The sequence below is a fragment of the Brachyspira hampsonii genome (genome assembly GCF_001746205.1).
Lineage (GTDB): Bacteria > Spirochaetota > Brachyspiria > Brachyspirales > Brachyspiraceae > Brachyspira > Brachyspira hampsonii_B.
The window spans coordinates 409,982-422,098 of record NZ_MDCO01000006.1 but is presented as its reverse complement, the minus strand read 5'-3'; the positions used below and the strand labels follow the sequence as shown (position 1 = coordinate 422,098).

General features: G+C 29.4%; 16 protein-coding genes. 2 read left to right on the top strand and 14 right to left on the bottom strand.

Annotation, left to right across the window (positions count from 1 at the left end):
• Positions 1–152: 152 nt before the first annotated feature.
• The 14 genes from BFL38_RS05060 to BFL38_RS04995 all read right to left on the bottom strand — a co-directional run bounded on the left by BFL38_RS05060 (position 153) and on the right by BFL38_RS04995 (position 11,109).
• On the bottom strand, positions 153–629 hold the full coding sequence (locus BFL38_RS05060) for a hypothetical protein (protein ID WP_069726028.1): 477 nt from the start codon (positions 627–629) through the stop codon (positions 153–155).
• Between the two features lie 38 nt (positions 630–667).
• Positions 668–1,063 carry a hypothetical protein gene (locus BFL38_RS05055; protein ID WP_069726027.1) on the bottom strand — a complete coding sequence of 132 codons (396 nt, stop codon included), beginning with the start codon at positions 1,061–1,063 and terminating at the stop codon, positions 668–670.
• Positions 1,064–1,079: 16 nt separating this feature from the next.
• Positions 1,080–2,549, bottom strand: a complete 1,470-nt coding sequence (locus tag BFL38_RS05050) for a hypothetical protein (RefSeq protein WP_069726026.1) — start codon at positions 2,547–2,549, stop codon at positions 1,080–1,082.
• Positions 2,550–2,562: 13 nt separating this feature from the next.
• Complete coding sequence (locus tag BFL38_RS05045) at positions 2,563–3,156, bottom strand: hypothetical protein (protein WP_069726025.1); 594 nt, start codon at positions 3,154–3,156, stop codon at positions 2,563–2,565.
• 3 nt (positions 3,157–3,159) lie between these two features.
• A complete protein-coding gene (locus BFL38_RS05040) occupies positions 3,160–3,555 on the bottom strand; it encodes a hypothetical protein (RefSeq protein ID WP_069726024.1) in 396 nt (131 codons plus the stop codon).
• An 11-nt stretch (positions 3,556–3,566) separates the two neighbouring features.
• A complete protein-coding gene (locus tag BFL38_RS05035; protein WP_069726023.1) occupies positions 3,567–3,929 on the bottom strand; it encodes a hypothetical protein in 363 nt (120 codons plus the stop codon).
• A 27-nt stretch (positions 3,930–3,956) separates the two neighbouring features.
• The gene (locus tag BFL38_RS05030) at positions 3,957–5,048 is read right to left on the bottom strand and encodes a major capsid protein (RefSeq protein ID WP_069726022.1); all 1,092 of its coding nucleotides are present in this window, start codon (positions 5,046–5,048) and stop codon (positions 3,957–3,959) included.
• Positions 5,049–5,054: 6 nt separating this feature from the next.
• Positions 5,055–5,456 carry a head decoration protein gene (locus BFL38_RS05025; protein WP_069726021.1) on the bottom strand — a complete coding sequence of 134 codons (402 nt, stop codon included), beginning with the start codon at positions 5,454–5,456 and terminating at the stop codon, positions 5,055–5,057.
• Positions 5,443–5,856, bottom strand: coding sequence for a hypothetical protein (locus BFL38_RS05020; RefSeq protein ID WP_069726020.1), 414 nt, complete (start codon positions 5,854–5,856; stop codon positions 5,443–5,445). Before BFL38_RS05020 ends, BFL38_RS05025 begins: the two co-directional genes overlap by 14 nt.
• Positions 5,857–6,024: 168 nt before the next feature.
• Positions 6,025–6,762 carry a S49 family peptidase gene (locus tag BFL38_RS05015; RefSeq protein ID WP_069726019.1) on the bottom strand — a complete coding sequence of 246 codons (738 nt, stop codon included), beginning with the start codon at positions 6,760–6,762 and terminating at the stop codon, positions 6,025–6,027.
• Positions 6,755–8,377, bottom strand: coding sequence for a phage portal protein (locus tag BFL38_RS05010; protein WP_069726018.1), 1,623 nt, complete (start codon positions 8,375–8,377; stop codon positions 6,755–6,757). The genes BFL38_RS05015 and BFL38_RS05010 overlap by 8 nt, the downstream gene beginning before the upstream one ends.
• Complete coding sequence (locus BFL38_RS05005) at positions 8,377–8,631, bottom strand: hypothetical protein (protein ID WP_069726017.1); 255 nt, start codon at positions 8,629–8,631, stop codon at positions 8,377–8,379. The genes BFL38_RS05010 and BFL38_RS05005 overlap by 1 nt, the downstream gene beginning before the upstream one ends.
• Positions 8,628–8,894 (bottom strand): hypothetical protein, encoded by a 267-nt coding sequence (locus BFL38_RS05000; RefSeq protein ID WP_069726016.1) that lies wholly within the window; start codon positions 8,892–8,894, stop codon positions 8,628–8,630. Before BFL38_RS05000 ends, BFL38_RS05005 begins: the two co-directional genes overlap by 4 nt.
• 172 nt (positions 8,895–9,066) lie before the next feature.
• On the bottom strand, positions 9,067–11,109 hold the full coding sequence (locus BFL38_RS04995) for a restriction endonuclease (RefSeq protein WP_083249380.1): 2,043 nt from the start codon (positions 11,107–11,109) through the stop codon (positions 9,067–9,069).
• Between the two features lie 227 nt (positions 11,110–11,336).
• Here BFL38_RS04995 and BFL38_RS04990 point away from each other — a divergent pair, with 227 nt between their 5' ends.
• Positions 11,337–11,843, top strand: coding sequence for a hypothetical protein (locus tag BFL38_RS04990; RefSeq protein WP_069726015.1), 507 nt, complete (start codon positions 11,337–11,339; stop codon positions 11,841–11,843).
• Positions 11,830–12,117, top strand: coding sequence for a hypothetical protein (locus BFL38_RS04985; protein ID WP_069726014.1), 288 nt, complete (start codon positions 11,830–11,832; stop codon positions 12,115–12,117). Before BFL38_RS04990 ends, BFL38_RS04985 begins: the two co-directional genes overlap by 14 nt.

Genomic DNA, 12,117 nt, shown 5'->3' with positions numbered 1-12,117 from the left:
TAGGCAATTTTTTTACGGCTATTGTTGTTATGCTCGCCCACCCGTAGGGTGCCTACTCGGTTGACAAAAAGTCCCTAGCTAACGCTAGGCGTCTACCCAAAGGGTACCTACTCGGTCGGTTCACTATTCATTGTTACGCCGAAAAATTGCTGTCATTTATTAATTTTCTTGTTGCTTTTATTATCCTTATTTAAAGAAGATAATAATTTGCCTATTGTATTCGTATCTTCAGTAGTTCCGCAGAAATATTCGCCATATAATGATATAGATGTTGTTTTTTCTGTACCACTAATATTAAGTCCGCCTGATAAAGCTAAATCTCCGCTGTATGTTCTTCCGCCTTGTAAAGTAAGTATTACAGGCAGAAATAATTTCTCAGTAAGCATTATCATTAAAAGTCTCTCTATAGTGTCAGTTAATACTATTTCTATATCTTTTATACCAGCAGAAACTATATTAGATACTGAATATACTTTTTGTCCGTAGTTAATAGGATATACATAAGTTTTATTTTCTAATGTATATGCTCCTAAAGAGGGTATAATTTCGCAGGAAGTACCTGTCTTTATTGGTATTTCATAATTACCAATAGAAAAACTAACTATATCTCCTGCATAAACTATATTCATAAAACCCTCTTAAAAAATTCTTTTTTAATACAGTATCATTACATCTTAGTAAAATAGTTTCCTTTCATAGAAAGTTCTATACTTCTATCCTCTGTACTTATAGAAAATGTTCCTTCTACCATAAGCTTACCACTGTAAGTATCACCATTGGCAACAGTAAGAAGTACATCAACACTCAAGCCATGATCTCTTATATTTATTAAATGACTTTCTAAATCATCTCTTAAAATTACTTTTAATTTTTCAAAACCAGCAGATACATTTTTTCCTCTAAGCACCGAAGTATCAGCAATACATGCTGTTATTTCATTTTCTTTTATAGGAGAAGTTCCTATATTTGCTAAAATACTGCATGCTGCTTCTTCAGGTACAGGATAAGGTATATTATCTATCATTAACTCTTTTACATCGCCTGCTATAACTGTATAACCCATTTTTACCTCCTAATTATTATGAATTAACCTGTAAAGTCCAATCAACTTTAATATCAACCTGACCAAGCGGAGTAGAAAAATAAGCCATAAAGCCTACTTCTAACCTTCCAGCCGCACTTCCTATTTGTGCCGTGATATTCTCTATTGATGAAGTAGCATTATTTAAAAGCCCTTTGCCTTCCCAATCTCTTATTAAAGTAGTAAGGGTTGCTTTTGCTGTTTTAGGTTTTACAGCATTTACATCGCTTCTTACACTAGCTTCATCACTTACCAAAACTGCTTTATAATAAGGGGCTTTTGAAAATACATCATTCATTTCATACTGAAGAACCTGAAGTTTTCCTATAGTCTGTAAGAAAGAATAAGCATTGCTTTCTGAACCGTCATCTGCTGTTTTATAAGTGGTGAAAGTATCTTTAAAAAGCACCTCTCCATAAGAATTATAGACGCTGTATGAACCGCCTTTTCTTACTATATCATCTATCTCTTCAAACTTCCTATAAGGACTTTTTCCAGCTATAATACCGTCTATAGCTCCTCCGAAGGCAACAGCGACACTTTCAGCAAGTGAGTTTTCTATACTTCTGCAGGCTAAAGCTGCTATCATATATTTAGGTGTTATGCTCTGCTCAGCCCAAAAAGCACAGTAATATTTATCATTTCTATTTTCTACCAAACTTATATAATCGCTTTCTTTTTCATTATATCCGCCTACTACATAAAAGCCTCTTTTTTCTGTTGCTGAAAATAATTCTTCAGATCTATCCATAAGAAGATTTAAGTTTTCAGTATCAGTAAAGGCGGTTGCTATAGAAGTATAATAAGTAGAATCAAATTCGCTTAAAACTTTCTCTAATGATACATCTCCAAGTCCGCCTTCTAATGTTTCGCTGCTGAATGTTAAAGATATACCTTCAGGCATAGCATTAGTTTCTTCTTCATTGATACCCTGACTTAAAGTAATCTCATTAGCAGTTTTACCTTTCCATTTAGAAGTTAGTGTAACTTTATCTGTACCGTCTGCAGCTTTAACAGGAACATCTAAAACAGATGATATTGCGGTTATCATATTATTATGTATTTGACTAGCATCTTCTCCTGTTTTTACATTTACAGACACTCTAATACCGCCTATATAAATATATATAGTTCCATTTTTTGTAGCTGTTCCTGTTACTGTTATATCTGCAGTAGCTTCACTCGCATCTTCAGCCTCACTTATAGCAGAAGCATATACCTCAAAACTAAGCGAAGTGTCAAATATACCTTTAAGCATTTGATGAAGCTGTGAACCTACTCCAAATCTCTCTGCCTGCTTTGCTTTGCTTATAGAAATAATTTTATCTTTTGCTCCCAAATAAGATGTATCCGCACTTCCCAAAACAAGCATTTTTCTAGGTATGCTTGATATTGAAGTATTTGGGTCTTTATTTTCTGTTTCTATAGCTACTATACTTGCTTTTGAACTTTCTGTTAATGATCCCATATTTTCCCCCTAATTAATTTATATTTATTTGACTTATTATCTCTTTTAATTCTGTATAATTCTGACTATCGCTAGGATAGAAAGGACACTCTATTGTATATTTCATTCTAGCAGCAGATACTGCAAACTCTAAATTACTATTTTCTATATTTAATTGTTCTATTCCTACAAAATAAAAATTAGAAGTTATATATATTTTTTTGCCGTCTGCCTCTGCTGTAGGCTCTACGACATTTAAATCTGAAAGACAAGTCCTTACAAAATTAGTATAAATCTGTGAAGTTTTATAAGCTAATTCTCCCTGATTTTCTATATTAATTTTATGAGTATTTTTTACAGGTGCTGTTAATACATCTATACAAAAAGATAATTTATCCTGCTTATATGTTTTAGTATTTAATTTTCCTTTTTCTATTTCTGTCATATACAAATTAATTATCGCAGGATATTTTTTTAAAAGTTCAGCAAAATAATTACTTCTTCCAGCATTTAATACGATAGGTCTCTCTTCTTCTTTTAAATAATTTTCAGAAAAAGTTTTTAATACACGCACATAATACTCTTCTATAATATTCCACATAGGAAGTTCTAAATTAGGACTCGACATAAATTAATCTCCTTCATCTTCCATAACAAGCTCTATTAAAAATGTAGTAACAGACAAAGTATCAGTTTTTTTCTCTGATAATATTTTTCCTTTAATAGTCTCTCCATTAGCATTATTCCACTCTAAATATACATCAGTTATATTTTTTGGCTTTAATGTGAAATCTGCAGTTTTAACCATTATTTTATGTTCAGGCAAATCTATACTTACATTTTCCAAAGGATTATAATTAGTATCTTTTCTTACTGCTATGCCTTTAATGATAAGATTCTCTTTATTATTAGTGCTTTTATCTGTAAACTTAATGTCTGTATTATTATTAAATATATCAGTCAAGTCATTATTAGCTATCTCGCTTAAAGATAATGGTCTTTTCTTTTCTTCTTCATTAAAAGGCATAGTATAAGCTCCTACACATTACTTTCTTTTACTTCTTCTTTATTTTCTGAAACAGTTTCTTTTACTTCTTCAGTTTTTTGAGAAGTTTTATCAGCTATTTCATTCATCATATCCGAAGCATTAGAAGGAGGATTTACATACTCTTTCTTTGTCTCTTCTAAATCAGCACCGCATAAAACAATAGTTCCTTTCTCAAGCAGTTTTTCTAATACATTCTGCCTTTTATAATTTTCTATTATTTCATCTGGTATTATTTCGCCTACAGTTATTATTTTAGATAATGAATAGCCGTTAGGCTTGTATGTAATACTTCCTTTGCCTACTTGATATTTTTCAGCATTATTTTCTAATTCTGTTTTAGTTTGTTTAGCCATACTTAATTCTCCTTAAATAAAATTTTATTATGCTGCAGTTCTTATAGTTGCCAATCTATCCATATAAGGTAAAAGCGTTATAGAACAATGCCACATTATTAACTCTATATGAGTTTTTTTGCTTTCTATAGTAACTATATTATCTCCGTATCTCATATACTTATATGGAGCATTGCCATAAGGCTCTAATACTTCAGGAGTACCTATACCTAAAGTTAAAGGACAGCCATTAGCCATTATAAGTACATCTTTAGAAGGGAAAAACTCTTCGCTTCCGTTTCTGTTTCCGCTTTCATCAAATGTATCATATAACTGATTATAGTTTTTTATTGATACTCTATGACCTCTAGGTGTAATAAATGAACTCCAAGTATATACACCTTCTTTATCCGCTTCATCTACAGTAAATAAAGGCTGTATTTCTCCCCTTGATAATATTTTTACTGTATCTCTTACTTTAGTATTATTTATAAAATATTCCCAAGCCTCGCTTCCCATATATACAGCAAAACTTGAAGTGCCGCCGTCTTTATGAAGAATAGTGAATAAATCATCTAAATCAGATATAGGGTTTGAATTATCTAAATCACTCCATAAATTATTAGGTGTAACATCATGAGTTGCTATTTTAGGAAAACTGATAATACTTTTTCCGTCTGCTGATGTTACCTCTCCGTCTGTTAATGTTTGTATAGCGGAGAGTTCATTTCTTCTTGCTATAGATTCTTCCATTTCAGACATCAAATCAACTATTACCATTCCAGCCGCAAGAGCCTGATTATCGTACAAGTTTTCACTTGCCATTCTATCTCTGACCATTTTTTCTGTGAGAATTCTTACTTCTTTCATACTAGGAATAGAATATGATGCTATCTGTTCAGAAGGAGACAATTTAGGTGCTGGTATATCCCCTCTAGGAAAATAATCGCCCATAGCACGAACCATTAATTTACTAGGCAAGTCTACAGTGTTGCCGTTTCTATTTCTTATAATATTGCCTCTTTTAAATAGATTATAAAAGTAAGCTGAAAATTTCTGTACTGCTTTTATTTGATCATATTTTTTACCTAAAGCTGAAAAACCTTCAAATGTAGAACCTACAAATTTATTATTTGGCATTATTTACTACTTTATAATATTATCTCTGTTTTCAAAATGTATTAACTCAAACTTATTTCTAAGCCAGCCTTCTATTTGACAGCCATTTACTGCGGTTGTAAGTTTATCTGTGCTCTTGTTTAATACTAAAGCCCCAGCATTAATTGTGCCTCTAGTTATTACAGATACTTTTTTATCTTTATCTGCAGTAACTTCATCTTCTAAAAGTATATACAAGTCATAATTAGCTTTTGCTGCTGTATCGCTTGAAAATACTTTTAATTTTCCTGTTGTTTCGTCCATTACTAAAACAGTGCCTTGAGGATATACTGCACTTGATGCCTCTGCTAAAGTATGAAAAACGGTAGAATATTCGCCTGCTATTATATTAGGCTTTCTTTGTGTTGTAAAAAATTTACTGTCTGCCATTTTTATCCTCCCTCATTATGTATTTTTTATTTTCTAAAGCATAATCAACTAAAGCATCTCCTAAAGCATTTTCTTTAGTATTAACAGTTGCTGGAGATGAAGGAGTTGTATTTCTTTCAGCAAGTTCATTTAACTCTGCCTGACTTAAAGGCTTCTCTTCATCATCTTGACTATTTTCAGAATTATCAGCTTTATCATCTTCCAGCTTTTTTGCCTTCATATCTTCAACATCTTTTTTCAAAGCATCATAATCTGACTTTAAAGCAGATATTTGATTATTAAAATCTGTAAGTTTAGCTGATACTTCCTCGCTACTTTTCTGTATATCTTCTCTAATATTTTTCATATTAGCAGATATACTTGCTTGTATAGCCTGTAATATTTCTTCTTTATCGTTCATATTATTCTCCTTTATTATTACGCCGAAAAAAATTGCTGTCAGGCTATAGCTAATAAATTAGCTATAGGCAATTTTTTTACGGCTAGTTATTGCTATGCTCGCCCGCCCGTAAGGGTGCCTACTCGGTCGACAAAAAGTCCCTAGCTGACGCTAGGCGTCTCGGCTCGCTTATATAGACATTGCTTTTTCTACAGCTTTATTAATATCATCAATAGTTATTGCCTCATTAAAATAACTTTCTATATCGCAGTTCAAATTAATTTCATCTATAAGCCCTAATTCTTTAGCTTTACCAGATAAAAAATAAGAGCCGTCCATAGCTTCTTTTTTTATAGTTCTATTTGAAAGTATATCTCTTTTAAACATTGAATATATTTCATCAAGTCTGTTTTGAGTGTATTCTTTTGCTTTATCATCTCTTAAATCATGATACTTGTTAGGGCTTTCTCTATTTGTAATATATATTTCCGAATCTGAATAATATCTGCCTGATATAACACCTATGCTTCCAAAATAAGCAGTTTCAGAAGTAGCTACAATTTTATCGCAGGCACTTGCTAACCAATATGCAAGCGAACAGCAGGAACTATCAACAAAAGCAATTTTTTTTATTTCCATCTCTTTAATAGCATTAAATAATTCTGCTGCTCTGTAAACTGCTCCGCCAGGCGAATCTATTATAAAAGCTGCCCCTTTTATATTTTTATCACTTTTAATACTCTTTACTATTTCAAATAATAAGTTTACTGAAGCAGAAGAAAACCAGCTAGGATAAGGATCAATAGCTCCGTATATTCTTATTAAAGCTATATTATTTTTTATCTCAAAACTTTTTCCTAAACTGTAAATATTCTGATTATTCATATATTGAGATAAAAGTTTTTCTTCTATAGCTAAATCACTCATTATTTAATTCCTCATTATTATTATTTTCATTACTTTTATTATTATTATTTTCTCCAAGTTTTACATTCAAACTTCTGCTATGTTCTTCTTCATCTGCTATACCCTGAACATTATCTCTAAAATTAGTACCATAGAGTGTACGGCTTGCATATTCTCTGGTAACAAATCCGTTTTCTACGGACATTTTCATAGCTTCTACTTCTTTTGTAGGGTCTAATGTAGGTATTGCTCTTCCTGTTACTGTATGCTGAAGCCAAGCTAATCTCTTTTCACTGCTTTCTAAAAAGCCTTTTAATTTTAAATCTCTGCTGTAGACAAGCTCTGTTATTACACTTTCATAAAAAGGACTTACAACATTCAAAGCAAAATCTGTCCTTTCCTGTACTACAGTCTCCCACATCTGATTTATTGCTGCCCTTGCTGCCGAATAATTACTATTAAAACTTCCCTTTAATACTTCCGCAGGTATTCCCATAGAAGAACAAGCTGGAATTAATATGCTTTCAATAAAAGCAGGTATATTTAAATTAGGTCGGTTTGAATTAGCTTGTACTAATTTTTCTCCTGCATTTAAATGGTTTAATACTACATTTGTCATATTCATTACAGTTGAATCAGTGCTTGGTACTTCTTTAGTTGACTCTATAAAATTTTTTCTAGCAGGCAAATCTTTTAATTCGCTTTTATCCTCCGTACCTAATTCTCTTTCTATAACTCCGAATATCTGCGAATTAAGAAGCTGAGCATCTAATTCTGCTACATTTGATTGATATATTTTTTCAAGTTCATGAAATATATGACTGCCTCTAGGTATCCCTCTTAAATCTAATGGTCTGTTTCTATTTGCTAAATGTATTATTTGTATCTGACCCATACTTGTATATCTGGGATAATAAACAGCTTTATTTTTTAATTTCTTATTATAAATACTTGAAGTATCTTCATAATTATTTTCTGTTATGTAATATCCTATCTCTCTGCCATATTTATCTAGCTTTATTCCTTCCGCACTGTCTTTTATATAGCTTATGCATTCTGTAGGTATAATTCTTAATTTCACTGGACTTAATACAAAATCATTCGCAGTTTTTTTATGTTCATAAATAAACTGAACAAATACATCGCCGTCTACTACATAGCTTCTATATAATTCTCTGAAAAACTGACCTGTATTATAATTGCCTAAAAAATCTGCTTCTTTGCTTCTTAAAATAGATTTTATTCTATGCTCTATTTTTGACTGATATTTTCTTTTTGTATCTGCATCATCTATACCCAATATTTCCCAATTAGGAAGTACATTAATATTTAATCCTGTACCCACTACATAAGTCATAAGCCAATAAATCATAGCCTTATAATGTACAGAATCAAATTCAGACTGTCTGCTTCTTCCTACTAAAACGACCCTGTCAAAGAACTCATCAACTACAGGCTGTACTCCGTATTCTATTTTAGCTCCTACACTTCTATATCCTATGCCGTAGCCTGTAGTATTTAAATAACTATTTATATTTTCTTTTTCTTCTATTTTAATTTCTTTAATATTATTTCCTGCTTTAATACTGAAAGCACAATTTAAAGCCTCCGATATATCTTTTACAAACTTAAACATTACCAGCTAATACCCTTTAAATTATGAGAACCAAAAACTCTATAGCCTTTATCTTTTACAATTTCATCAATTTTATCTTCCTGCCATTTCATAAAAAACATTCTCATCAAAAAATATTCATTATATAAAAGTGTGTTCTTTCCTTTTTTAGCATTTAATTTTATATACCTATTTAAAAGCAGAATATACAAAGCAAATACAAGTCTATACCACAAAGTGATATTTATTTTTCTAGCTTCATCTGCTTTAATCATCTATGTCCCATCCTATTTCCTAAATTGCTTCTAATAGAATAAGCCTGAACTGCATCATAATCAGGGTTTATTTTTTTTAGTTCGTCCATATACTGCTTTCTTAATTTCATTAAATCATCTACTGTTTTATAAGTTACAGACTGATTAATTTGTCCGTCTCCGAATGTGTATCCTCTTTTATTTCCTGTTGCTGCTATCTCTTCATCAATAGCTTTGATTTTCTCAATAAGTTCTTCTTCTGTATAAATGCTTTTTAAAGGCATAATGACCTCATATCATTTTTATAAGCTAATTATACAATTTTGTTATTTTTTAATAAGTGAATCATTTTCGATTTATGGAAGTTTTTTTTAATTTATAATATTGATTAAATATATAGAAAATATTTATTATGATAGATATATGAATAATAAAAGATTTATATAAAATATATTATTATTTATTTTTTGTTAAATCAATTTTTGCTTTATATCCATGTTTTTCTAAAAGATAAAGCAAATTAGCTCCATTCATTAATGTTATAGGTTTTCCTTTAGCAAAATCATAAGCATCATTTCCGTAATTAGATGTAGTAACTAAAATTCCTTTATTAGCTCCCTCATTTAAAACTGTGCCGTATAAATCTCTTACAGCTGAAACTCCTACAACATTATTACATCTTTTAGCCTGAATAACTATCTTTCCGCCTCTAATAGGGTCTTGGTCAAAAGCAACAGCATCAACTCCTCCGTCTCTGCTTGCCTGAGTAATTTTTACTTCTCCGCCATTAACATTAAACTCTTTTTCAAATATTTCTCTTACCAAATTCTCAAAATCCTGCCAATCCATAGAAGCTAGATTAAAGCCTTCATCAATATTTTCTGAAACTGAATAACCTTCAATAAATCTTTTGTCTTCCCTAGATATTGCAATAAGCGGTGCTACAGGAGCAACTTTGGCTAATGATGCCGCAGAAACTCCTTTAGAACTTTTAAACCAAGTTTTAGGATCAACTGTTTTTAGATTAATTTCATTAAAATCATTTCTTTTTATACTTACAGAAAGTATATAAGGCTCTATATTTTTTCCTGTTGATTTATCTATTGTACTTATTTTACCATTAAATACAACAAAATCTACTAAATCATCTTTAGCTATTGAAAATACATAATTCAATGTCTGAAGAACCATTTGATATATAACACTGTCATATTTATTTCTTATATATGACTCTGCATAGTATGTTTCTTTAAACTCATTTCTTGTTTTTATATAGCTTACGCTTTTTAATTTTGGTATATCATCAATGGTAGGAAGAAACATATCTATAATCATCATTTTTTCATCAGAATTATATTCTATTTCGGCAGATTTTCCGTATTCAAAAGGAAGTTCCAGCTTTTCTAAAAGCATAATAAAATACTGTTCAACAGCTTCTTTTTTGCCTGATTTATAATTTTTAAAAAATAAATCTATTTCCTTATTATGTTCTTCTTGATTTTTCTTAAACTCTTCTTCCCTTATTTTCCATTCTTCGCATTTTTTATCGTACTCTTCTATTTTTGTTTTATTTCTTAAATCTACAGCAGTCTTTTTTATATTATATTCTTTTAAATCTTCTTCAAACTTCAAATCATTAGATTTTTTAAACTCTTCCATTTTCTTTTTTGATAATTTCGTAAAAAAACTAGGCTTAGGATTATATTGTTTATCATCTATATTTGGTTTATAAGGCTCTTTTTCAAATGTAGGATATAACGGTTGAGGCTCCGAATATTCTGATGAATCTTTTAAATCGCTTGGTTTTAGCTTACTAATACGAAGATGTCCTAGTAATATATTATCAAGTTCTTCCTGCATATAAAATGCCTCTTCCGATAATTCTTCAGCATAACTGTAGGCATCTTCTATATTCTTTTTTCGGCATTCTCTTTCATATAATTTTTCCCATTGACTGTCCCACTGTTCTTTTAATGACTTTACTTTTAAATCTAGTTCATACCAGCTTGATGCTTTCACAACTTGAAATTTATTCAATCCTTTATGAGATACTTCTTTCTGATATGATATATTTCCGTTTTTTAATTTATGTTTTATTAATCCGCTGACAGTAGTTTCCATATATGATTTTTTAGGATTTTTTATACTGTTAATAATATTTTCTTTGGAATCTTCTTCATTATTATTTGAAGTATAATAATCAGAATCATATTGATTATCTTCTTCATCTTCATCAATATAATCTTCTATATATTTTAATAATTCATGGTGCTGTTTTATAATATTTAATGCCTCTTTATCTTCGGCTATACAGTCCATAACATCATAATTATAATTAAAATTTTTTATTAATTTTGGCTCGCGCTTTATCAATTTTAAGATATTAGACGGTTCCATAAATTGTTTATATTTTTTTTTGATAAACTTGACAAATTTTACTATTAATATTATTGATACCAAAAGAATAATAACTCTAATTACTTCAAAATATATTTCCATTATTTTATCCTAAATAATTTTACTCAAAAACTCTAAATTATAACATTATTATAGTAAAATATTTAGGTTTATTCTATGATATTTCAGATTTTTATTATATTTTCTTATATTTTTTGTTATTAATATATAATTTTTTTATATTAAAGTATAGATTAATGATTGACGATAATTTAAAGTTATACTATACTATATATAGATGTTTTATTGTTAATTTATTAGGAGATTTTATGGATATTAATAAAGTTTTTTCTTTTATATATTATAAACTTAAAAAAAATAATCAAATCAATGTTAATGATTATGAGGATGCCGCTATAAAAACTCAAAAAGTATTATATATGACAGAATTAATACATAGAACATTATTTAATAAACCATTAATTACAGATGCCAAATATGTATGTTTAAAACACGGTCCAGCTATAGGTAGAGAATATTTAAATTACTACAATGCTATTAATAACGAGCAGTATAAACTTTTAGGTAAAGAAGAAATAGATATATTAGAAACTTGTTTAAAAAATTGGATTTTACAATCATCAACAGAGGAATTAGTGGCTATTACACATAAAGATAATGAAAATATACCATTAGAAACTTGGAAAACAATAACATCTAATACTAGATATGGTTCAACTACTATACCTGATGATATGCTTGATAAGGATGCTAGCATATTAAAACAATATTTATTTAGAAAATATCAAGAAGAGAATATGTATGAACAAATATAAAAAAACTGTAATGTTATTTTTAGAAGGAATAGATGATAAAGATTTAATAATTGATAAAGATACTTTTTTACATGAATGTTTATTAAAAGATAAATGTAGTATTTGTAAGGATAAATGCATAGTTGTAAATTCTCACGGAGGAAAAATAGGTGATATATATCCCCAATCTTTCTTATGTGAGGATATATTTTATAAAAAATTAAAAGATTTAGGATACAATGAAAATGATTTAAAGTATGTTAGATTTAATTATTATTTGTTTAAATCAGCATAA